General features: G+C 58.4%; 20 protein-coding genes and 1 pseudogene. 9 read left to right on the forward strand and 12 right to left on the reverse strand.

The features are described 5' to 3' along the window. Positions 1-7 precede the first annotated feature (7 nt). Positions 8-1,064, forward strand: a pseudogene (locus AC1Q6D_RS02175) (GlxA family transcriptional regulator). On the opposite strand, the gene AC1Q6D_RS02180 reads toward AC1Q6D_RS02175, so the two are convergent. The 4 genes from AC1Q6D_RS02180 to AC1Q6D_RS02195 all read right to left on the reverse strand — a co-directional run bounded on the left by AC1Q6D_RS02180 (position 1,028) and on the right by AC1Q6D_RS02195 (position 2,653). After that, positions 1,028-1,444 carry a DUF3010 family protein gene (locus AC1Q6D_RS02180; RefSeq protein ID WP_047534327.1) on the reverse strand — a complete coding sequence of 139 codons (417 nt, stop codon included), beginning with the start codon at positions 1,442-1,444 and terminating at the stop codon, positions 1,028-1,030. The pseudogene AC1Q6D_RS02175 and the gene AC1Q6D_RS02180 sit on opposite strands and share 37 nt — an antisense overlap. 33 nt (positions 1,445-1,477) lie before the next feature. Next, on the reverse strand, positions 1,478-1,801 hold the full coding sequence (locus AC1Q6D_RS02185) for a helix-turn-helix domain-containing protein (protein WP_090466677.1): 324 nt from the start codon (positions 1,799-1,801) through the stop codon (positions 1,478-1,480). Then, complete coding sequence (locus AC1Q6D_RS02190; protein ID WP_090466679.1) at positions 1,785-2,039, reverse strand: type II toxin-antitoxin system RelE family toxin; 255 nt, start codon at positions 2,037-2,039, stop codon at positions 1,785-1,787. Before AC1Q6D_RS02190 ends, AC1Q6D_RS02185 begins: the two co-directional genes overlap by 17 nt. Before the next feature lie 212 nt (positions 2,040-2,251). Then, a complete protein-coding gene (locus AC1Q6D_RS02195) occupies positions 2,252-2,653 on the reverse strand; it encodes a lysozyme inhibitor LprI family protein (RefSeq protein WP_103404179.1) in 402 nt (133 codons plus the stop codon). Between the two features lie 249 nt (positions 2,654-2,902). Between AC1Q6D_RS02195 and AC1Q6D_RS02200 the strand changes: the two genes are divergently transcribed. The 7 genes from AC1Q6D_RS02200 to AC1Q6D_RS02230 all read left to right on the forward strand — a co-directional run bounded on the left by AC1Q6D_RS02200 (position 2,903) and on the right by AC1Q6D_RS02230 (position 11,371). Next, on the forward strand, positions 2,903-3,880 hold the full coding sequence (locus AC1Q6D_RS02200) for a dipeptidase (protein WP_103404191.1): 978 nt from the start codon (positions 2,903-2,905) through the stop codon (positions 3,878-3,880). A 78-nt stretch (positions 3,881-3,958) separates the two neighbouring features. Continuing rightward, complete coding sequence (locus AC1Q6D_RS02205) at positions 3,959-4,489, forward strand: DUF5943 domain-containing protein (protein WP_008048169.1); 531 nt, start codon at positions 3,959-3,961, stop codon at positions 4,487-4,489. A gap of 15 nt (positions 4,490-4,504) precedes the next feature. Then, on the forward strand, positions 4,505-6,565 hold the full coding sequence (gene dgcA, locus AC1Q6D_RS02210; protein WP_103404177.1) for a dimethylglycine demethylation protein DgcA: 2,061 nt from the start codon (positions 4,505-4,507) through the stop codon (positions 6,563-6,565). Between the two features lie 172 nt (positions 6,566-6,737). Next, positions 6,738-8,684: a dimethylglycine demethylation protein DgcB gene (dgcB, locus tag AC1Q6D_RS02215; RefSeq protein ID WP_103404176.1), complete on the forward strand. Its 1,947-nt coding sequence runs from the start codon at positions 6,738-6,740 to the stop codon at positions 8,682-8,684. Next, a complete protein-coding gene (gene etfA / locus AC1Q6D_RS02220; protein ID WP_103404175.1) occupies positions 8,684-9,904 on the forward strand; it encodes an electron transfer flavoprotein subunit alpha in 1,221 nt (406 codons plus the stop codon). The genes dgcB and etfA overlap by 1 nt, the downstream gene beginning before the upstream one ends. A gap of 15 nt (positions 9,905-9,919) precedes the next feature. Then, positions 9,920-10,690, forward strand: a complete 771-nt coding sequence (gene etfB, locus AC1Q6D_RS02225; protein ID WP_103404174.1) for an electron transfer flavoprotein subunit beta — start codon at positions 9,920-9,922, stop codon at positions 10,688-10,690. A 114-nt stretch (positions 10,691-10,804) separates the two neighbouring features. Continuing rightward, positions 10,805-11,371, forward strand: a complete 567-nt coding sequence (locus AC1Q6D_RS02230) for a GNAT family N-acetyltransferase (protein WP_103404173.1) — start codon at positions 10,805-10,807, stop codon at positions 11,369-11,371. 928 nt (positions 11,372-12,299) lie between these two features. Here the strand turns inward: AC1Q6D_RS02230 and gbca are convergent. Continuing rightward, entirely contained in the window at positions 12,300-13,595 is a 1,296-nt protein-coding gene (gene gbca / locus AC1Q6D_RS02235; RefSeq protein ID WP_103404172.1) for a glycine betaine monooxygenase oxygenase subunit, read from the reverse strand. Between the two features lie 295 nt (positions 13,596-13,890). On the opposite strand from gbca, the gene gbcB reads away from it, so the two are divergent. Beyond that, complete coding sequence (gene gbcB, locus AC1Q6D_RS02240; protein ID WP_103404170.1) at positions 13,891-14,991, forward strand: glycine betaine monooxygenase reductase subunit; 1,101 nt, start codon at positions 13,891-13,893, stop codon at positions 14,989-14,991. Between the two features lie 66 nt (positions 14,992-15,057). On the opposite strand, the gene AC1Q6D_RS02245 is transcribed toward gbcB, so the two are convergent. The 7 genes from AC1Q6D_RS02245 to AC1Q6D_RS02275 form a co-directional block, all read right to left on the reverse strand. Further along, complete coding sequence (locus tag AC1Q6D_RS02245; protein WP_103404169.1) at positions 15,058-15,549, reverse strand: hypothetical protein; 492 nt, start codon at positions 15,547-15,549, stop codon at positions 15,058-15,060. Between the two features lie 134 nt (positions 15,550-15,683). After that, the gene (locus AC1Q6D_RS02250) at positions 15,684-16,067 is read right to left on the reverse strand and encodes a hypothetical protein (RefSeq protein WP_103404168.1); all 384 of its coding nucleotides are present in this window, start codon (positions 16,065-16,067) and stop codon (positions 15,684-15,686) included. Between the two features lie 376 nt (positions 16,068-16,443). Further along, positions 16,444-16,830, reverse strand: coding sequence for a hypothetical protein (locus AC1Q6D_RS02255; protein WP_103404167.1), 387 nt, complete (start codon positions 16,828-16,830; stop codon positions 16,444-16,446). Continuing rightward, positions 16,827-18,305: a hypothetical protein gene (locus AC1Q6D_RS02260; protein WP_103404166.1), complete on the reverse strand. Its 1,479-nt coding sequence runs from the start codon at positions 18,303-18,305 to the stop codon at positions 16,827-16,829. Before AC1Q6D_RS02260 ends, AC1Q6D_RS02255 begins: the two co-directional genes overlap by 4 nt. After that, the gene (locus AC1Q6D_RS02265; RefSeq protein WP_103404165.1) at positions 18,302-18,787 is read right to left on the reverse strand and encodes an Hcp family type VI secretion system effector; all 486 of its coding nucleotides are present in this window, start codon (positions 18,785-18,787) and stop codon (positions 18,302-18,304) included. Before AC1Q6D_RS02265 ends, AC1Q6D_RS02260 begins: the two co-directional genes overlap by 4 nt. A 142-nt stretch (positions 18,788-18,929) precedes the next feature. Further along, positions 18,930-19,754, reverse strand: a complete 825-nt coding sequence (locus AC1Q6D_RS02270) for an SDR family oxidoreductase (RefSeq protein ID WP_103404164.1) — start codon at positions 19,752-19,754, stop codon at positions 18,930-18,932. Between the two features lie 214 nt (positions 19,755-19,968). Further along, positions 19,969-21,009 carry a threonine aldolase family protein gene (locus AC1Q6D_RS02275; protein ID WP_047534314.1) on the reverse strand — a complete coding sequence of 347 codons (1,041 nt, stop codon included), beginning with the start codon at positions 21,007-21,009 and terminating at the stop codon, positions 19,969-19,971. Between the last annotated feature and the right edge of the window lie 117 nt (positions 21,010-21,126).

Genomic DNA, 21,126 nt, shown 5'->3' on the forward strand with positions numbered 1-21,126 from the left:
GTGCTCCATGTCCCAGGATTTCTATTTCTTGTTGATGCCGGGTTTCTCGGCCATTGGATTTATCTCGGCCATCGAGCCATTGCGGGTCGCCAATCGCTTTCGCGGCGAGCTGTATCGCTGGCATGTATTGAGCGCCGATGGCGGGGCAGTGCTGGCCAGCAACGGCATGTCGGTCAACGCCGACGCGGCGCTGGAGCCGCTGAAAAAAGGCGCAACCCTGTTAGTGGTCGCCGGTTTCGAACCGCTGAAGTTCGCCACCCCGACGCTGGAGCACTGGCTGCGCCGACTGGACAACGAAGGCGTGACCCTCGGTGCCATCGACACCGGCAGTTTCATCCTCGCGCAAGCGGGCCTGCTCGACGGTCATCGCCTGACCCTGCACTGGGAAGCCATCGACGCCTTCAAGGAGTCCTACCCGCAGCTCAGCGTCACTCAGGAGTTGTTCGAAATCGACCGTCGGCGCATCACGTCGGCGGGCGGCACGGCCTCCATCGACCTGTTGCTCGACCTTATCGCTCAAGCCCACGGCCCGGAGCTGGCGATTCAGGTCAGCGAACAGTTCGTACTCGGCCGCATCCGCCCGCGCAAAGACCACCAGCGCATGGAAGTCGCCACGCGTTATGGCATCAGCAACAAGAAACTGGTGCAGGTGATCGGTGAAATGGAGCAGCACAGCGAACCGCCGCTGAGCACGCTGGAACTGGCGGAATCGATCAAGGTCACCCGGCGTCAGCTCGAACGGCTGTTTCGCCTGCACCTGAACGACACACCGAGCAATTTCTATCTACGATTAAGGCTGGAGAAGGCCCGGCAATTGCTGCGCCAGACCGACATGAGCGTGCTGGAAGTGAGCATTGCCTGCGGGTTTGAGTCGCCGTCGTATTTCACTCGTAGTTATCGGGCGAAGTTTGAGCGTTGCCCGCGGGAGGACCGGCGTACTGCCAAAGCGTGATCCTGAAAACACCGAAAAAACTGTGGGAGCCAGCAGGCTGGCTCCCACAGTAATTTGTTTTGTCAGGAATACCGCTTACTTCTTCATCAGCGCCGAACACGCCGCCTTGTAAGCCTCATGCTGATACTTGTTCAGCGTCCCCGGCAGTTCAAAGTCGTGTTTCTTGCTCTGGGCATTGATGGTCTGCGGCGACAGTAGCGTCACCTCGCAACTTTCCAGCAACTGGAACACACCCTCGATCTTGAACGTGGTCGGTCCACCGGCGAACTCGCCTTTCTTGCTGCGCTTCTTGATGGCGATGCGATCAATGGCATTTTCGCGAACAAAGGACGCCACCTGAGCCGCGAAGACCTTGACGTTGGCGGCTTCGTCGTCATCGTCGAGGGCGATTTTCTTGGTGGCGAGCGCAACATGGCCCAGCGCCTGACCCTCCAGCATGGCCACGGCGATAATCGCTTCGCTGCCCTTGATTTCGATGCCGCAGACTTTCATGTTGAATCCCTTTACTGGCTGAAGGCATGCAGCTTACAGCTCTAGTTGACTGGCGTTGATGCCAAAAGCCGCAGCGATTTTTTCGCGGGTGGCCTTGCGCGGCTTGGCGACTGTTTCTTGCTGGGCGAAAGCCGGTTGGGAAATCCCCATCCGTTTGGCCACTTCATCCTGGGTAAGGTTCAAGTGTTCGCGCCAGGCGCGGATGGGTGTGGCGCCATCGACCACGCGACTGACTACATCGTGGGGGATCAGGTTGGGCTCGATTTTTTGCGCCAGATACTGCGCATAGGGGATGACCACGAATGCGGGGTTGCCGTATTCATCGTTGATGATTTGAACATCAGTAGGTGCGTTCATCGCGTTTTTTGACCTCTTGAATACTGACCACTTTGATCGCGCCATCCCAGTCGAACATGACCCGATAATTACCGACGCGTAGCCGGTAAGAGTGGTTATGACCAACCAGTGCTTTGACTTGACCCACATTGGGCATGTCAGCCAGCGCCGTGATGGCATCACGAACCTGAATCTGGTGAACGGAATGCAATCTCAAGAGTTGCTTAACGGCCTTTCGAGTCCAGTGAATGCTGTTCATGAAGAATATAAGTCTTTTATAAGATTTGCGAATCTTTGCTTATATTTTTCAGATGGCCAACAAGCGAAACTTATCGAGATATTGCTTGAAACGAATGCCAAAAATGCTCGTTCCGCCAGGAAGAGTCGGGAGAGTCAGAATGGTTTGTAGGAAGAGGGATTTTTGGGGCTGAAAGCTGGAGTTGGTTCCAGCTTTCGACGGCTAACCAGGGATTACTCCTGCCCAATCGACTCCAAAAACTCCGACCGCTCGTCACTCATCCGCGCCACGCAATCATTTTGCGCAATGGTGAAGGCCTTGCTGCCGGCGGTGGCCGGGAAGGCTTCGACGGCGCAGTCGGCGTCGCGGGTCTTCGTCCACTGCTGCTGGGCGGTCTTGATCCTGGCGGTGATGTCGCTCAGTTGCGACGGGTTCTTGCCGTAGAGCGACTGCATGCGCTCGTTCAGGCTTTTGAGGTTTTCGCTCAGCAGATCTTCGGCGGTGGATTTGCTGTAAGCCGAGCATTCCAGGGTCTGGACGTCGTTTTCGACTTTGTCGCAAGGGTTGTCGTCGGATTCCTCCGCCGCGTGTACGCCGGTCGCAATCAGCGCCAAAGCCAGGATGATGGATTTCATTACGTTGCCGCCCCTTATTCCAGTAAAGCTTCCAGTAAAGCCTCAAGAGATGCGGCGAATTCTGGCCCAAGCGGAAGGCCTTGAACAGGTAGCAGATTGCGCCTGGCGACGACCCTTTGTCGCGGATTGACGCTTTCGGCAATTCCCCTGTCGTTTTTGCACCCGGCTGCCAAGGCACCGAGGCATATGCTGGCCCCAAAGCGCCGGCAGACGATTCGGCGCATGAATCGCCAACAAGGGGACAGCCTGATGAGCCCAGCCGAATTGCACGCCGACAGCATCGTTATCGACGGGCTGATTATTGCCAAGTGGAACCGCGAACTGTTCGAAGACATGCGCAAGGGCGGTCTGACCGCTGCCAACTGCACCGTTTCGGTATGGGAGGGCTTCCAGGCCACCGTCAACAACATCGCCGCCAGCCAGAAACTGATCCGCGAGAACAGCGACCTGGTGATTCCGGTGCGTACCACCGCCGATATCCGCAAGGCCAAGGAACAGGGCAAGACCGGCATCCTCTTCGGTTTCCAGAACGCCCACGCCTTTGAAGACCAGATCGGCTATGTCGAAGTGTTCAAGCAGCTCGGCGTCGGTATCGTGCAGATGTGCTACAACACCCAGAACCTGGTGGGCACCGGTTGCTACGAGCGTGACGGCGGCCTGTCGGGCTTCGGTCGTGAAATCGTCGCCGAGATGAACCGCGTTGGCGTGATGTGCGACCTGTCCCACGTCGGCTCCAAGACTTCCGAAGAAGTCATCCTCGAATCCAAGAAGCCGGTCTGCTATTCCCACTGCCTGCCGTCGGGCCTGAAGATTCACCCGCGCAACAAGTCCGATGAAGAACTGAAGTTTATCGCCGACCACGGCGGTTTCGTCGGCGTGACCATGTTCGCGCCGTTCCTGGCCAAGGGCATCGATTCGACCATCGACGACTACGCCGAAGCCATCGAATACACCATGAACATCGTCGGCGAAGACGCCATCGGCATCGGCACCGACTTTACCCAGGGCCATGGCCAGGACTTCTTCGAATACCTGACCCACGACAAGGGCTACGCCCGCCGCCTGACCAGCTTCGGCAAGATCATCAACCCGCTGGGCATCCGTACCGTGGGCGAGTTCCCGAACCTGACCGAGACCCTGCTCAAGCGCGGCCACTCCGAGCGTGTGGTGCGCAAGATCATGGGCGAGAACTGGGTGAACGTCTTAAGAGATGTTTGGGGCGAATAAGCCGCCGCACTTCTGAATCCTTACCTGCGGCCATCCGCGCCGCAGGCAACACCAAAATTTTTCTGGAGTTAAGTTTCCATGGCCAAGATCGCCCCGCAATTGCCTATCGAAGTCGACAGCGAGACCGGTGTCTGGACGTCCGACGCCCTGCCGATGCTGTACGTGCCGCGCCATTTCTTCGTCAACAACCACATGGGCATCGAGGAAGTGCTGGGCGCCGAAGCCTACGCCGAGATCCTCTACAAGGCTGGCTACAAGTCCGCCTGGCACTGGTGCGAGAAAGAAGCTGAATGCCACGGCCTGGAAGGCGTCGCGGTGTTCGAGCACTACATGAAGCGTCTGTCGCAGCGCGGCTGGGGCCTGTTCAAGATCCAGGACATCGACCTCGACAAAGGCACTGCCAGCGTCAAGCTCGAACACTCGGCGTTCGTCTACGTCTACGGCAAGGTCGGGCGCAAGGTCGACTACATGTTCACTGGCTGGTTTGCCGGTGCGATGGACCAGATCCTCGCCGCACGCGGCAGCAAGATCCGCACCGTCGCCGAACAAGTCTACGGTGGTTCCGAAGAGGGCCACGAAGACGGTTTGTTCACCGTCAAGCCGTTGTAAGTCGAGGAACCCGCCATGGCTTTCGAAGCAATGTTCCAGCCGATCCAGATCGGCAAACTGACCATCCGCAACCGCGTGCTCAGCACCGCGCACGCCGAGGTCTATGCCACCGACGGCGGCATGACCACCGACCGGTACGTCAAGTATTACGAAGAGAAGGCCAAGGGCGGGATCGGCCTGGCGATCTGCGGCGGTTCGTCCGTGGTGGCCATCGACAGCCCGCAGGAATGGTGGAGCTCGGTAAACCTGTCCACCGACCGCATCATTCCGCACTTCCAGAATCTGGCCGACGCCATGCACAAGCACGGCGCCAAGATCATGATCCAGATTACCCACATGGGCCGTCGTTCCCGTTGGGACGGCTTCAACTGGCCGACGCTGATGTCGCCGTCGGGCATACGCGAGCCGGTACACCGTGCCACCTGCAAAACCATCGAGCCGGAGGAGATCTGGCGGGTTATCGGTAACTACGCTCAAGCCGCGCGCCGCGCCAAGGCCGGTGGCCTGGACGGTGTCGAGCTGTCGGCCGTGCACCAGCACATGATCGACCAGTTCTGGAGCCCACGGGTCAACAAGCGTACCGACGAATGGGGCGGCACCTTCGAAGGCCGCATGAAGTTCGGCCTGGAAGTGTTGAAAGCGGTGCGTGCCGAGGTCGGTGACGATTTCTGCGTGGGCATGCGTATCTGTGGTGACGAGTTCCACCCGGATGGCCTGTCCCACGAGGACATGAAGCAGATCGCCAAGTATTACGACGACACCGGCATGCTGGATTTCATCGGCGTCGTGGGTTCGGGTTGTGACACTCACAACACCCTGGCCAACGTGATTCCGAACATGAGTTATCCACCGGAGCCGTTCCTGCACCTGGCCGCCGGTATCAAGGAAGTGGTCAAGGTTCCGGTGCTGCACGCGCAGAACATCAAGGACCCGAACCAGGCCACCCGCATTCTGGAGGGCGGTTACGTCGACATGGTCGGCATGACCCGCGCCCACATCGCGGACCCGCACCTGATCGCCAAGATCAAGATGGGCCAGATCGACCAGATCAAACAATGCGTCGGCGCCAACTACTGCATCGACCGTCAGTACCAAGGCCTGGATGTGCTGTGCATCCAGAACGCGGCCACCTCCCGTGAATACATGGGCGTGCCGCACATCATCGAGAAAACCACCGGCGTGAAACGCAAAGTGGTGGTGGTCGGTGCCGGTCCTGCGGGGATGGAAGCGGCGCGTGTGGCCGCAGAACGTGGCCACGACGTGACCTTGTTCGAGAAGAAAGAATTCATCGGCGGGCAAATCACCACGGCCTCGAAAGCGCCGCAACGGGACCAGATCGCCGGTATCACCCGCTGGTATCAGCTGGAGCTGGCACGGTTGAAAGTCGACCTGCGCCTGGGGACTGCGGCCGATGCGCCAACCATCATGGACTTGCGCCCGGACGTGGTGGTGCTGGCGGTCGGCGGTCATCCGTTCCTGGAGCAGAACGAGCATTGGGGCGCGACTGAAGGCCTGGTGGTCAGCAGCTGGGACATCCTCGATGGCAAGGTGGCACCGGGCAAGAACGTGCTGGTCTACGACACCATCTGTGAATTCACCGGCATGTCCACGGCGGACTTCCTCGCCGACAAGGGCAGCCAGGTCGAGATCGTCACCGACGACATCAAGCCGGGCGTGGCGATTGGCGGTACGTCGTTCCCGACGTACTACCGCAGCATGTACCCGAAAGAAGTGATCATGACCGGCGACATGATGCTGGAGAAGGTCTACCGCGAAGGCGACAAGCTGGTGGCGGTACTGGAAAACGAATACACCGGCGCCAAAGAGGAGCGGGTGGTGGACCAGGTGGTCGTGGAAAACGGCGTGCGCCCGGACGAAGAAATCTACTACGCGCTGAAGGAAGGCTCGCGCAACAAAGGCCAGATCGACGTCGAAGCCTTGTTCGCGATCAAGCCGCAACCTTGCCTGGAGCAGAGCGGCGACGGCTATTTGCTGTTCCGCATCGGCGACTGCGTGGCCCAGCGTAACGTGCACGCGGCGATCTACGACGCGTTGCGGTTGTGCAAGGATTTCTAACGGCTTGTGGATAACCTTGTAGGAGCGAGCCTGCTCGCGATGAATTTGAAGGCGCCGCGTTCTTTCAGACCGCGCGCGTCATCGTTAACGACCATCGCGAGCAAGCTCGCTCCTACAGGGGGTCGAGCAAAGCATCCAGGTAGTTAAGCCCGAGGTCTTTGGGAGCTTCACCATGTTGAACACCCTTCTTCCAATCCTGTTGTTCGCTGCCCTGGGCCTTGCGGTTCTGGGCGCGTTGCGGCGGGTGTCCATGTGGCGCCGGGGCCGGGCCTCGAAGGTCGACCTGATCGGCGGCCTGTTCGCCATGCCCAAGCGTTACATGGTCGACCTGCACCACGTGGTGGCGCGGGACAAATACATTGCCAACACCCACGTGGCCACGGCCGGTGGTGCGGTGGCGTCCATCGTGCTGGCGATTCTGGTGCACGGTTTCGGCCTGCATAACCGCATCCTCGGGTACGCACTGCTGCTGATGTCGGCGGTGATGTTCGTCGGTGCGATCTTCGTTTACCTGCGTCGACGCAACCCGCCGAGCCGTTTGTCCAAAGGCCCGTGGATGCGCCTGCCGAAAAGCCTGCTGGCGTTCTCGGCGTCGTTTTTCCTGGTGACCCTGCCCGTGGCGGGCATTGTTCCGGAGCACTTCGGCGGCTGGCTGTTGGCGACGATCCTCGGCATCGGCGTGCTGTGGGGCGTATCGGAGCTGTTCTTCGGCATGACCTGGGGCGGGCCGATGAAGCACGCCTTCGCCGGTGCCCTGCACCTGGCCTGGCACCGTCGTGCCGAGCGTTTTGGTGGCGGTCGCTCCACGGGCTTGAAACCGCTGGACCTGACCGACCTGTCGGCACCGCTGGGCGTGGAAAAACCCAAGGATTTCACCTGGAACCAATTGCTCGGTTTCGACGCTTGCGTGCAGTGCGGTAAGTGCGAAGCGGCGTGCCCGGCCTTCGCCGCCGGCCAACCGCTGAACCCGAAAAAGCTGATTCAGGACATGGTCGTTGGCCTGGCGGGCGGCACCGATGCCAACTTCGCCGGCAGCCCGTATCCGGGCAAAGCCATCGGCGAACACGCCGGCAATCCCCATCAGCCGATCGTCAATGGTCTGGTGGATGCCGAGACCCTTTGGTCATGCACCACTTGCCGCGCCTGCGTCGAGGAGTGCCCGATGATGATCGAGCACGTCGATGCGATCGTCGACATGCGCCGTCACCTGACCCTGGAAAAAGGCGCGACCCCGAACAAGGGCGCCGAAGTCCTGGAAAACCTGATCGCCACCGACAACCCGGGCGGCTTTGCGCCGGGCGGGCGGATGAACTGGGCGGCGGACTTGAACCTCACTCTGCTCAGCGAAAAGAAATCCACCGACGTGCTGTTCTGGGTTGGCGATGGTGCCTTCGACATGCGCAACCAGCGCACCCTGCGCGCGTTCGTCAAAGTGCTGAAAGCGGCCAAGGTCGACTTCGCCGTGCTGGGCCTCGAAGAACGCGACAGCGGCGACGTGGCCCGACGCCTGGGCGATGAAGCGACCTTCCAGTTGCTGGCCAAACGCAACATCCAGACCCTGGCCAAATACCGCTTCAACCGCATCGTCACCTGCGACCCGCACAGCTTCCATGTGTTGAAAAACGAGTACGGCGCCTTCGACGGCCACTACCTGGTGCTGCACCACAGCACCTACATGGCGGAAATCATCCAGGCCGGTGCGCTGAACCTCGGTCAGCACAAGGGCGACAGCGTGACCTATCACGACCCGTGCTACCTCGGTCGCTACAACGGCGAATACGAGGCGCCGCGCGAGGTGCTGCGGGCGCTCGGGATCGAAGTCAAGGAAATGCAACGTTCCGGTTTCCGCTCGCGCTGCTGCGGCGGTGGCGGCGGAGCGCCGATCACCGACATTCCGGGCAAGCAACGGATTCCCGACATGCGCATGGAAGACATCCGCGAGACCGGCGCCGAACTGGTGGCCGTGGGTTGTCCACAGTGCACGGCGATGCTCGAAGGGGTGGTCGAACCCCGGCCATTGATCAAGGACATCGCCGAACTGGTGGCCGACGCCCTGCTTGAAGACGAAGCGGCCAAGTCGACGACTCCGGCCAAACGTGAACCTGCGGAGGTGCATTAATGAGCGACATAATCCGCCGCGACCCCCGCGCCGAATGGATCGCCCGTAACCGTCTGCATCCACTGCACGCAGCGATGCAGCCGGCACAACACAGCTGGATGGGGCCCAATGGCGTCATCCGCAAGAATCTCCATGGCATCGGTTTTATCGGGCCCAACGGCATCAAGCGTATCGATCGCAGCGGCGCTCAACAGGGGGGTACAACCAAGCGTACCGCCGCCGTTGAAGTGCAGTTGCCATTGCATCAAGTGCCTGCACCGGCGTTCTACATCAGCGTCGTGCCGGACATGGTCGGTGGCCGCTTGAGCAGTCACGACCGCGACCTCCTGGGCCTGGCCCATCAACTGGCGGGCAAGGACGGCGCGGTGCTGGCCGTGGTCTTTGGCGAACATAAAGAAAGCGCCTTTGCCACCGCTGGCGTCGATCGCCTGTTGGTACTCGAGGGCGATGAATTCAGCGGTTATGCACCGGAACAACGGGTGCAGGGCCTGCGGGCTGTGGATAACCAGTTCAGTCCGCGTCACTGGTTGTTGCCTGACAGTCGTACCGGTGGTGGCGAGCTCGGTCGCCGGTTTGCCGCGACGCTGGGCGAACGCCCGGCCACGCGGGTCTGGCAGGTCAAGGATCAGCAGTGTATTGGTCGCGCCGGTGCCGGTTTGCAAGACCTTGCGCGGCCGCTCGCACGGCTGATCCTGGCGGCTGCCGAATGCGCCGAACCGGTTAGCGAAACCCGTCATGAAGCCCTGCCGGTGGAGTTATCCACAGCAGTTCCGCGCAGCCTGTCGCGGATCGAGGATCTGGGGGCCGTGGCGGTGGATCCGGCGGCGATTCCGATGGCCGAAGCGGAGTTCATCTTCTCCGGCGGCAACGGCGTCAAGGACTGGGGACTTTTCCACAGGACCGCCGAAGCCTTGGGTGCCACCGAAGGCGCGTCCCGGGTTGCCGTGGACGACGGTTTCATGGCCCGCGACCGCCAGGTCGGCGCGTCGGGTACCTGGGTCACTGCGCGGGTCTATGTGGCGGTGGGGATTTCCGGGGCGATCCAGCACCTGCAAGGCATCGGTGCCTGCGACAAGGTGGTGGCGATCAACCTCGATCCCGGCTGCGACATGATCAAACGGGCCGACCTGTCGGTGATCGGCGAAAGCGCCGAGATTCTTCAAGCCTTGATCGCGGCGGTAGAGGCCTACCGCAACGACGCCAAGCGCGATGCGGCTTAAGGGAAGGAAAGGGTTATGAGCACGAAAATCATCAGCCTGGTGTCCATCGGCGCCCACCCGACGTCCGGCCGGCCACGTCGCGCCGAACAGGATGCACGTGCCGTGGAACTGGGTCTGCAGTTGGCTGGGGATAACTTGCAGGTGCTGCATGCCGGCGATGTCGCCGAGCCTGCGTTGCGCGCTTATCTGGGCATGGGGCTGGAGCAATTGCATGTCCTGGAACAACCCGAGGGCGCGGATGCGCTGCCGGCGCTGACCGCGTATTTGCGCGATGCCGGCGCTCAGGTGGTGTTGACTGGCAGCCAGGCTGAAACCGGCGAAGGTTCGGGCATGTTGCCGTTCCTGCTGGCTGAAAGCCTTGGCTGGCCGCTGGTGGTGGGGCTGGTGCAGGTCGAGTCCATCGATGGCAGCTCGGCGTTGGTGCTGCAAGCCTTGCCCCGTGGCCAGCGCCGTCGCTTGAAGGTTCGCCTGCCGTTCCTGGCGACTGTGGATAACGCTGCGCCCAAGCCACGGCAAAGCGCCTACGGCCCGGCCCGGCGTGGGGTGTTGCAGGCCGATGAAGTGGAAGTCGTTGACGATGAGCTGTTGGCGGTGGCGAACCTGCAACCGGCCAAGCCACGACCCAAGCGCCTGAAAGTCATCAAGGCCAAGAGCGGTGCCGACCGCATGAAAGCCGCAACGGCCAAGGCCAGCGGCGGCGGTGGGCAAGTGCTCAAGGGCGTCACGGCGCAGGCGGGGGCTGAAGCGATTCTCAAGCTGCTGATCGAAGAGGGCGTGGTGCGCTGACACCACCCAGCCTCTAGCCGCAATACCCGGAAAAACACCCATCCCTGAGGCGCATTGCTGCGCCGTGAGCGCCCACTTACAACGGGCGCTCGATGATCTGTGGAGTTTTAATCAATGTCGGTTGAGTTTCGTTCGGCGGTACGCGCGGATGCGCGCGAGATTGCGCGTCTGTTCCAGATTTCCTCGGAAGGCGCTTCGGATTACATCTGGAGCCAGATAGCAGAGCCCGGGCAGGATCTGTTGGACGTTGGAGCCATCCGTTATGCCCGTGAAGATGTGGATTTTTCCTACCAGAATTGCCTGATCGCCGAGGCCGACGGGAAGGTCATCGGCATGCTGCACAGCTACGTGATGCGTTACGACCCGTTCGCGGCGCCAGTGACCGATCCGGTGCTGGCGCCGTACGCCACGATGGAAATCCCCGACACCCTTTACATTTCCAGCCTGGCGCTGCACGAGGGCTGGCGAAACCAGGGCCTGGGCAAGCAATTTCTCGCTTACGCCTACGACCGTGCCAATCGTCTCGGGCTTAACGGCCTGAGCCTGATCGACTACGCCGCCAACACCGGTGCCCGGCGCTTCTACGAGCGCCACGGCTTCCGTATTGTCGATACCTGCCAGATCACGCCGCATCCGATGATCCGGGTCACGGGCGAAGCCTATTTGATGTACCGGCCTTAGCGGCCATCACGACTTCGCATCGCCCCTGGGAGAGCTGCCAGGGGCGGTACAAAGTGGTCATTACCTGAAAAGAATATTCCGCCCGCAAGACGCCACAGAACATGATCAGGGCACTTGTGTGGATAAAGCCTGCCTGGTTCTCCACAAACTCTGTTAGCGCTTCTGTGGATAACATGTTCACCCCTTGCTGCAGCCCCTGAAAGTAAAGCCGTTCAGCCCGTAGATCAAAAAACAATCAGCCTAAGCCATGGTTTTCTCGAGAGTTTTCTGAGGATAAGTGTGAGCGAGAAACAAAACTTGTCCCCGATCTCTGTTGGCGCTTCTGTGGATAAGATGTTCGCTTAGCGCTACAGGCCTTATAAACCGAGCCTTTCAGGTGTCTGATCAAAAATTGATCGAATGACCGTTTTTATCCATTCCACCTCCCGCAAATGCAGAAACTACAAGGCTTTCAGCGGTTTTCCACAGAGGCTCGGAAGTTGCCCCCAAAGTCTGTTGGCGCTTCTGTGGATAAGGTGTTTGCCATCCGCTACAGGCCATGTACTACGTGGCTTTCAAAGGTTTGGTTAAAAAGTGATCAAGCTCATCAGGAAACCGTGGTTCCGGATAAGTCACGGATTTTCTTCGGTTTCTGTGGAGAAAGTTATGCGCTTGTCCACAGTTGTCCCCATTTGCTGTGGGTGGAGATGTGGATAACTTGTTCGCGAAAGGCTGAGAGGCGCGCACCGTATAGCGCCGAACGAAATAGATCATATTTCGTACAGTTCTATATGGAAGAGGGTAATGGCGGGCGTAAAACGTCGCGAACAGGCCCCTGTAGGAGCGAGCCTGCTCGCGATGGTCGTGAACGGTAATGCGTTAAGCCAGATGCCCCGCGGCGTGCTCGGGTTCTTCGCGAGCAGGCTCGCTCCTACAGTGGGCGATGGCGTTAGCCTTGGACAGGGACGCCTTTGAGGTACGGCGCAGGCTCGGCCCCCAGATTGTTCAGCATCCGCTCGCTGTACCAATCCACGAAGTTCACCACGCCAAATTCATAAGTCTTGGAGTACGGCCCAGGCTGATAAGCGGTGGAATTGATGCCGCGCTGGTTCTCTTCGGCCAGGCGACGGTCCTGGTCGTTGGTGGCGTCCCAGACCTTGCGCATGCGCTCCACGTCGTAGTCCACGCCTTCGACGGCATCCTTGTGCACGATCCACTTGGTGGTGACCATGGTTTCCTGGGCGCTGATCGGCCACACGGTGAACACGATGATGTGGTCGCCCATGCAGTGGTTCCACGAGTGCGGCAGGTGCAGGATGCGCATCGAGCCCAGGTCCGGGTTCTTGATGCGGCCCATGAGCTTGGCGCAGCCTTGCTTGCCGTCCATGGTCATCGACACGGTGCCCTTGAGCAGCGGCATGCGTACGATGCGATTACGCAGGCCGAAGCTGGCGTGGGCGTAAGGGATCTTCTCGGCTTCCCAAGCGGCGGCGGAGGCGGCGACGTGGTCCTTGAAGGCCTGGTCGGCGCGCGGGTCGGTGACGTCGTCCCATTCCAGCAGGGTTTTCAGCAGTTCCGGGTGCGACGCGTTGCAGTGGTAGCACTCGCGGTTGTTTTCCAGCACCAGTTTCCAGTTGGCTTTTTCCATCAAGGTGGTTTGCACCGCCACCTTGGTGTTTTCCATGTCGTACGGTTCCATGTAGTGGTTGAGCGTCGACAGGAAGTCATCGATGGCCGGCGGATTATCCGACAGGCTGATGAAGATGTAGCCGCCCGCGGTTTTCACGTTCACCGGCTTGAGGCCGTACTGATTCATGTCGAAATCGGCGCCCATCTCGGTGCCGGCGAACAGCAGGCGACCGTCGAGTTCGTAGGTCCACTGGTGGTAATGGCAAACCAGTTTGGCGACCTTGCCCTTGTCGCTGGTGCACAGGCGCGAGCCACGGTGACGGCAGACGTTATGGAACGCGTGCACGACGCCTTCTGCACCACGGATCACGATGATCGGGTTCTTGCCCACTTGCAGCGTCAGGTAGTTGCCCTTGCTCGGGATCTCGCAGGTCATGCCGGCGATCAGCCACTCTTTCTGAAAGATTTCCTGCATGTCGATATCAAACAGGCGATCGTCAGAGTAAAACGGCTGCGGCAGCGAGAACGTGCGCTCGCGCTCTTGCAGCATCTGGGCGGTGGCCTTGCGTGCGGGTTCCAGCGGATCGCCCAGGCTCAGGGTAGTAGTGACGTCCATCGTTTAATCCTCAAGGCCATCTGCGTGGCCGGCGAAAGTGGCTAATCAGGTGTACTGCTCGGGTTTGCTACGCAAGGTGTAAAAGTTGTGTCTTGGTATGGGGCGAGTGTGGGGCCGGCGCTGGCCAGAACCTTATCCATGGGCGACATGGTGCAATCTGTTCCCGACGCGCAAGCCCCGGTAGTTGGGGGCTGGTCGCGATGAGCATGTGAATGTCGCAGATAGGTAAATGGGTGGTTCGCGCTATACGCAGAATCGCCAACATGAAGGCCGACAGTCGGCCGTGGAGATCAGCATGTCCAACAACTTCCTGAACCCGGTAACCACCCAGACCTGGGCCAATGGTCGGCACATCGTCCGTTGCGTCAAAGTCATCCAGGAAACCTGGGATGTGCGCACCTTTTGCTTCATGGCCGATCAGCCGATCATGTTCTTCTTCAAGCCGGGGCAGTTTGTCACCCTGGAGCTGGAAATCGAAGGCCAGCCGATCATGCGTTCGTACACCATTTCCAGCTCGCCATCGGTGCCCTACAGCTTTTCGGTGACCATCAAGCGCGTGCCGGGCGGCAAGGTCTCGAACTGGTTGCACGACACCCTGCACGAAGGCCAGGAGCTGGCGGTGCACGGGCCGGTCGGGCTGTTCAACGCCATCGACTTCCCGAGCCCGAAAGTGCTGTACCTCAGCGGCGGCGTGGGGATCACCCCGTGCATGTCCATGGCGCGCTGGTTCTACGACACCAACGGCAATGTCGACATGACGTTTATCCACAGCGCCCGCTCGCCCAAGGACATCATTTACCACCGCGAGCTGGAGCACATGGCGTCGCGGATCGACAACTTCAGCCTGCACCTGATTTGCGAGAAACACGGCCTGGGCGAACCGTGGGCCGGTTATCGCGGTTACCTGAACCACAAGATGCTGGAACTGATGGCGCCGGACTTCCTCGAGCGCGAAGTGTTCTGCTGCGGCCCGACGCCGTACATGAACGCGGTCAAGCGCCTGCTGGAAAACGCCGGCTTCGACATGAAGCGCTATCACGAGGAATCGTTCGGCGCGACACCACCGGAAGCCCGCGCCGATGCAGTGGAACAAGCCGAGCAGGCCGCCGATGCACCGGAAGTCGACGCGGCCGATCTGCATGAAGTGGAATTCACTGCCTCCGGCAAGAGCATTCGTGTGGCACCGGGCGAGACCGTTCACGCCGCTGCCGCGAAAGTCGGCCTGATGATCCCGAAAGCCTGTGGCATGGGCATCTGCGGGACATGCAAGGTGCTGAAACTGGGCGGTGAAGTGGAGATGGAGCACAACGGCGGGATCACCGAGGAAGACGAAGCCGACGGGTTTATCTTGTCGTGCTGCAGCGTGCCGAAGGGGGATGTGCGGATCGAGTTTTGATGGGGAGCTGCGAAATAACCGATCTGCCGTGGGGGAGATCGGCTGTCGATAATTATGCCGCATTGGTTATTCAAGGCTAACGCCGAAAAAAAGAGATAGCCAATGCAGGAATACTCCAATGATGAAGCTGTAAATGCATATCTTTTTATAAGCTCGTAAATCGAATTTGATGTTGTAGTTTGCAGTCAGTATCGCGAGTGATAGAAGGCATGTCGCGAATAAAATCAGTATGGATACCGGAAAAATTAAACTTAATCCTGTGAACTCGTGCCAGGGTACTTTTCGGCTGAGAAAAGGGATGGCGATTTTCTGGTTGTGAAGGGCGCGTATTGCAATTGCGATGAGAGTGAATGCGATCGAAGTAAAAATTAATACGTATATGGTCTGTGCTTTGGGTGACATTTTGTCGCTGTATTTATTGATGGGGAGGTGGGTTTTTGCTTTTTTTCGGTTTTTACTTGCACGTGCTTGTTTGGGATGGATGTTCGGAGCATGAAAGCTGGCAGTGTCTTTCGGGGGTGGCTTTGGTATTGAAGAATTGGGATCTGTAGTTCTCATGCGGTGCTCCTTAAAATAGTACGGTCGAATTGTATTAATTCAAATTCAGCGATCAAGCTCAGTCACGCCGTCACAGATGAGAAGTAGGTCGTAAGTTTGCGTTTTAATAATATTTCTAGTTGAGTGGGTTGGGTTTAAAAAAATAAGCCAGACTTTCCAATCGCAACAAGTGCTGCGAGAGTTGTAAAGAGTCCCCATGCTGCCCATTGTAAAATTGACAATTTCCGTTTTAGGCAAGGCGGGAAATTACGTAAATCCTCTATGTCGACACCGCCATGTTTAAGGTAGATTCCTGGAAAGGTGACTATTCCGGAAATACCACCCACCAACAAAAACTTTCCAAATGGACCTGCGTTTTTCTGCGGTGCGCGATTTGTTACTGCGGAACAGTTTTTGAGATGTGCCAACATCACATCTAATTTGGTGTAGGCCATATGCAGCGCTACTCCAATCCAAACAAACATGGATGTAATCACTATGGCGCACAAATAGCCAACAACCAATTGAGTGTTACTCATTTTGTATTCTCATAAATTATTTCCCCTGCGATTTCTCCGCCTATCCTGCCTATAAGCCCTCCAGCAAAACACCCTACCCCGACCACAATAAGACTGCATATAAGAGTTCCCGCCCCGCCAGTTGGTACGCTCAATCCAGCGCAGACCCAGCCGAAGGCTGAGCCAATTAAGGTGGCGGAGGTTGTAGCGCCACCAGCGATTCATATTTTTGTTTCTGTGGTCGGTATAACAGTCCTTGCGTAGGATGTCAGTCGTGTAAATGTGATATCAGGCAGCGGCTCATTTAGATAACTTCTAGCTCAGTTACCACTATCAACCCGGCCACCACGATTGGAAATCACCGAAAGTCTCACTATTTTCGACTCTTAAGATACGTTTAGACTAGGTCGAGTGTGACTACTGCCCAGAGGCCGAACATTAACGTAAGAAGTACCCAGCCGGCCCACTGTAAAATAACTAACTTGCGTTTAAGGTGAGTCGGAAAATTCCTGATTTCCTCAATGTTTACCCCTCCGTCGCGCAGATAAATCCCAGGTGTAGTTACGGCGCTCATTATTCCGCCAAGTAAAAATAATTTCCCCCACGGGCCACCGCTTTTAAAGGGGACTCGGATTGTTACTGCAGGAGAGTTTTTCAAATGGATTAACATTATGTCCATTTTCGTGTAGGCAAGATGCAGCGCAACGCCAAGCCAGACCAAAAGACCGCCGATATCAATTAGACCGACACACAAAAAGATTTTGTCAGCCGTGGTTAAACTCATTTATTTGCCTCGTAGATACGTTCTCCCAATGCTTCGCCAATTTTTTCTCCACCAAGTCCACCTATAAAAGAGCCAACTCCGACCAGGACAACGCCGCATAAAAGAGTTCCCGCCCCAGCCGTTGGCGCCCCGAGTGCAATACAAATAGCCGCGCCAGCAGAACCGGCTAAAAGTGAACCAGCGGCACCTCCGACCACAAAACCGCCTGCAAAACTTCCGGCTTCGGTAAATTTCACCTTTTTGCAGGCTTCTACGTTGCCTTCTGCGCACACTCCTTGGACCTTAATAGCTGAAGCCCCGCCGCCCACGGCGGTGCCGATCCATCCGCCATACTTAACGTACTGGGACGCTTTTGAGATTCCTTCAATATGGGTGGCATAGCCTGGAATTTGCCCAGCCGCACCGGCTTTTCTCCAGCGATGTACAAGGCTTTTGTTCGAAATGCCCAAAGCTATTTTCAGGTTGGGGTGATCGGGGAACCCGATGCTCTTTCTGGTCAGTCTAGTGAGTTGCGCGTCCAGCTTAGTAAGTAGGCGCTTACGTTCGGCATAAAATTCGGGGCTTTTTTTCAGCCTGCCTTCGGCTTGAAATGTCCGCGTGTGCAAGGCCTCTATTTCGCGAAGAATTATTCCAACGTCGTCCAAATGCTTGCCAAACATGGCCAAGCCAGCTCCGACCCCGAGTGACCCTTTTCCGACGTAGAAAGCTATGTCGTTATAGTGCTGAGCCATAAAGTCCGCTTCTTCCGGGCTGAGTGGTTCCAGCGCCTTATTTACCGTACTGGCGGCCTGCATCAACAACGCTTCCTCATAAGTACATTGCTGATTATTCGGATCACTCAGCACAATCATCGACCCGGCTTTTACTTGATCCAGATTCGGATTCAGGGTTTTGAATTTGGCGATGACGGCGGGGGAGGCGGAGCTGAACAGCTGGGCCTCCAGTTTTTCAGCGGTCGTGCTTTTGGGGACGATGTAGAAGCCCGGTTGCTCGGGCTCCGGGATGGGCGCTGGCCAGCGCTCGCTGGGGAAGAATTTCAAGTCGGGGACTGGGGGCGGCGAAGGGGCAGCCTCGAATGAGTTGGTTGTGTTGGCGGCATTCGTTTTGAGATTTTGCGCGTGAACATGCCTCAGTAAACGCTCGGAGTCCGGTTTCAATCCTGGTTGCGTGAGCCTTGAAGTTGGCATTCTTTCAATCGAATCGACGATCGCGTGCGGGCCTTTGCGCGTGACAACTTGCGATTGGATGAGCAGGTCACGCTGCTCTCGCAGCAACGCCTGTATGCCTTGTTCCGGGGTTTTTCGACCTTGAGCGACATCGTCGGCAATGCGCTTGGCGTACCAGGCGACTTCCTGATTGAACTGCACACGTGCCATGCCATGGGACAGGTGGCGTGTACTGAGGGTGTGGGCCTGCGCGATCAGTTTTTCTGCGGCGCCGTTGACGTCCCAGATGTCGTAACGGTTGGGGTTCATCCCTCTTCGCCCCACGAGCTGTAGCCGCTGGTGCCTGCTGTGTGGTGGGTCCAGGCGATATCACGGTAACGGATGGCGAGATGTTCCTGAGGTTCTGCATCGTTTTGCATAATCGCGTGAGGCACTTCAAACGTCAGGTCAACAATGACGCCGCCACTGATCGAAACGGAATAAAACTTTTCCTTTTGACCGGAGGCAGACACGCGATAGAAACGAAGGGTGCATTCGATTTCTTCTCTCTTTGAGAGTGCCTGGGCCAGTAGCGGTGAGGATTTATCGATGGCTTTGGTGATGATGATCGGGCTGTGTGTGGATTTATTGATGTTCCCGATATTGGACATGTTGTGGTTGAAAGACAGCAGCATGATTTCATCGGTGTGCTCAGCCTGAAACTTGTTCCCGATGGACGCCGGGCTTGAGCAGCCGGCGGAGATGAGTCCTTGAATCTTTCCGGTGATGGTCATGTAGCCGGGGTTCGCCATGAGTAACACTCCTTGTAGACAAGGAGGCAGTTTACGACGATGGATTGAAGCGTTTATGTAGTCCGTTTCCGAAAAAACTCAATGGTATCAATGCGTGCAAGCAGGCACCGATCCCGATGGGCAGGATCGGTGTTTAACGCGTTCAGTCGATAAAGAGGTCCGGCATCAGCTTGTCGTTGCTGTCGGGTGCGAATCGATAGTGGTCGAACTCGGTCACGCCGTTCTCTCGCAGTATCTGCTCATCAATCAGCAGCCGCCCGGTCAGGCTGCGATTCGCGCTGCCGAGAATCACGTGGGCGGCATCGGCCATGATCGCGGGAGTCCTGGCGTGCTTGAACGACTCCCGTGAGCCCAGCTGAAACTCGATGGCGGCGGTGGCAATCATCGTCTGTGGCCACAGCGAGTTGACGCTGATCCCGTAGTTTTTGAATTCTTCGCTCATGCCCAGCGTCAGCATGCTCATGCCGTACTTGGTCACGGTATACGGGCTGTATTGGGCGAACCATTGGGTCGCCAGGTTCAGGGGTGGCGACAGGTTGAGGATGTGCCCGGCGGATTTCTTCAGGTAGGGCAGGGCGGCCTGGCTGCACAGCAGCACGGCGCGGGTGTTGATCTGATGCATGAGGTCGAAGCGCTTGAGTTCGATGTGTTGCACCCCGGTCAACTTGATCGCCCCGGCGTTGTTGACCAATGCATCGATGCCGCCGAAATGTTGGTTGGCCTGGGCCAGTGCTTGATGCACGGCGACTTCATCGCGCACATCCACTTGCAAGGCCAGCGCCTGGCCACCCGCGGCTTCGACTTCCTTGGCCACGCTGTAGATGGTGCCGGGCAGCTTGGGGTGCGGTTCGGCGCTTTTGGCGGCAATCACAATGTTTGCGCCATCGCGTGCGGCCCGAAGCGCGATCTCCCGACCAATCCCGCGACTGGCACCGGTAATGAACAGCGTTTTGCCTTGAAGGGACATGCGTGCGCTCCTGGTTATTGTTATGAGAGCGGATGGGCTCGACAAACAATGTAGACGAAGTCTTCAGGTGCGAATGATGAGGGCGATGGGGTGCGGCTTTTGTGGGAGCGGGCTTGCTCGCGATGGCGGTGTGTCAGCTGACATCATTGTTGGATGGGCTGGCCTCATCGCGAGCGAGTTCGCTCCCACAGGGGGGCAGTGCAAACCTGGGTTTTTAGTGCGACATCACTTCACGGATGTCCCTGGCCAATTCCCGCACGCGTTCTTCTTCGGTGTCCCATGAGCACATGAAGCGTGCACCGCCGTTGCCGATGAAGGTGTAGAAGCGCCAGCCCTTGGCGGTCAGCGCGGCGATGGCCGGTTCCGAGAGTTGCAGGAACACGCCGTTGGCCTGCACCGGGAACATCAGTTCCACGCCAGGAATGTCGCTGACCAGCTCGGCCAGCAATTGCGCGCAGCGGTTGGCGTGGTTGGCGTATTTGAGCCAGGCGTCGTTTTCCAGGATCCCGACCCAGGGCGCGGAGAGGAAACGCATTTTCGACGCCAGTTGCCCGGCCTGTTTGCAGCGGTAGTCGAAGTCTTCGGCCAGCTTGTGATTGAAGAACAGAATCGCTTCGCCGACGGCCATGCCGTTTTTCGTGCCGCCGAAGCACAGCACGTCGACGCCGGCCTTCCAGGTCAGGTCCGCTGGCGAGCAGCCGAGGAACGCGCAGGCGTTGGAGAACCGCGCGCCGTCCATGTGCAGGTTCAGGCCCAGTTCCTTGCAGGTGGCGCTGATGGCGCGGATTTCGTCCGGGGTGTAGACGCTACCGACTTCGGTGGCCTGGGTGAGGGTCACGACGCGGGGTTTCGGGTAGTGGATGTCCTGGCGCTTGAGGGCGACTTCGCGGATCGATTCCGGGGTCAGCTTGCCGTTTTCGGTGCGGGCGATCAGCAGTTTTGAGCCGTTGGAGAAGAATTCCGGCGCGCCGCATTCGTCGGTTTCGACGTGGGCGGTTTCCGAGCAGATCACGCTGTGGTAACTCTGGCACAGCGACGACAAGGCCAGGGAGTTGGCCGCAGTGCCGTTGAAGGCGAAAAACACTTCGCAGTCGGTTTCGAACAGTTTACGGAAATCGTCGGACGCGCGGGCGGTCCATTCGTCGTCGCCGTATGCGCGCTGGTGGCCATGGTTGGCCTGCTCCATGGCAGCCCAGGCTTCAGGGCAAATGCCGGAGTAGTTGTCGCTGGCGAATTGTTGGCTCTTGTCGGTCATGGCCTGCTTCCGTGGTCGAGACGCCTATGGTGAAGCGTCTCGTGGTCAATGAGGGTGCGCACTTTACCGAAGATCGTCCGGGGCGCACACGGGATGTCACTGTCAGAAAAATACAAG

The sequence above is a fragment of the Pseudomonas sp. MT92 genome (genome assembly GCF_058792515.1).

Bases quoted from the DNA above. Each gene is read 5' to 3' on its own strand.
- AC1Q6D_RS02275 (WP_047534314.1), bottom strand. From the start codon at position 21,009: ATGACCGACAAGAGCCAACAATTCGCCAGCGACAACTACTCCGGCATT.
- AC1Q6D_RS02185 (WP_090466677.1), bottom strand. From the start codon at position 1,801: ATGAACGCACCTACTGATGTTCAAATCATCAACGATGAATACGGCAAC.
- AC1Q6D_RS02270 (WP_103404164.1), bottom strand. From the start codon at position 19,754: ATGTCCCTTCAAGGCAAAACGCTGTTCATTACCGGTGCCAGTCGCGGG.
- etfA (WP_103404175.1), top strand. From the start codon at position 8,684: ATGAGCGACATAATCCGCCGCGACCCCCGCGCCGAATGGATCGCCCGT.
- AC1Q6D_RS02250 (WP_103404168.1), bottom strand. From the start codon at position 16,067: ATGAGTAACACTCAATTGGTTGTTGGCTATTTGTGCGCCATAGTGATT.
- AC1Q6D_RS02260 (WP_103404166.1), bottom strand. From the start codon at position 18,305: ATGAACCCCAACCGTTACGACATCTGGGACGTCAACGGCGCCGCAGAA.
- AC1Q6D_RS02205 (WP_008048169.1), top strand. From the start codon at position 3,959: ATGGCCAAGATCGCCCCGCAATTGCCTATCGAAGTCGACAGCGAGACC.
- gbcB (WP_103404170.1), top strand. From the start codon at position 13,891: ATGTCCAACAACTTCCTGAACCCGGTAACCACCCAGACCTGGGCCAAT.
- AC1Q6D_RS02195 (WP_103404179.1), bottom strand. From the start codon at position 2,653: ATGAAATCCATCATCCTGGCTTTGGCGCTGATTGCGACCGGCGTACAC.
- AC1Q6D_RS02245 (WP_103404169.1), bottom strand. From the start codon at position 15,549: ATGAGAACTACAGATCCCAATTCTTCAATACCAAAGCCACCCCCGAAA.
- AC1Q6D_RS02230 (WP_103404173.1), top strand. From the start codon at position 10,805: ATGTCGGTTGAGTTTCGTTCGGCGGTACGCGCGGATGCGCGCGAGATT.
- AC1Q6D_RS02255 (WP_103404167.1), bottom strand. From the start codon at position 16,830: ATGAGTTTAACCACGGCTGACAAAATCTTTTTGTGTGTCGGTCTAATT.
- dgcA (WP_103404177.1), top strand. From the start codon at position 4,505: ATGGCTTTCGAAGCAATGTTCCAGCCGATCCAGATCGGCAAACTGACC.
- dgcB (WP_103404176.1), top strand. From the start codon at position 6,738: ATGTTGAACACCCTTCTTCCAATCCTGTTGTTCGCTGCCCTGGGCCTT.
- AC1Q6D_RS02190 (WP_090466679.1), bottom strand. From the start codon at position 2,039: ATGAACAGCATTCACTGGACTCGAAAGGCCGTTAAGCAACTCTTGAGA.
- AC1Q6D_RS02200 (WP_103404191.1), top strand. From the start codon at position 2,903: ATGAGCCCAGCCGAATTGCACGCCGACAGCATCGTTATCGACGGGCTG.
- AC1Q6D_RS02180 (WP_047534327.1), bottom strand. From the start codon at position 1,444: ATGAAAGTCTGCGGCATCGAAATCAAGGGCAGCGAAGCGATTATCGCC.
- AC1Q6D_RS02265 (WP_103404165.1), bottom strand. From the start codon at position 18,787: ATGGCGAACCCCGGCTACATGACCATCACCGGAAAGATTCAAGGACTC.
- gbca (WP_103404172.1), bottom strand. From the start codon at position 13,595: ATGGACGTCACTACTACCCTGAGCCTGGGCGATCCGCTGGAACCCGCA.
- etfB (WP_103404174.1), top strand. From the start codon at position 9,920: ATGAGCACGAAAATCATCAGCCTGGTGTCCATCGGCGCCCACCCGACG.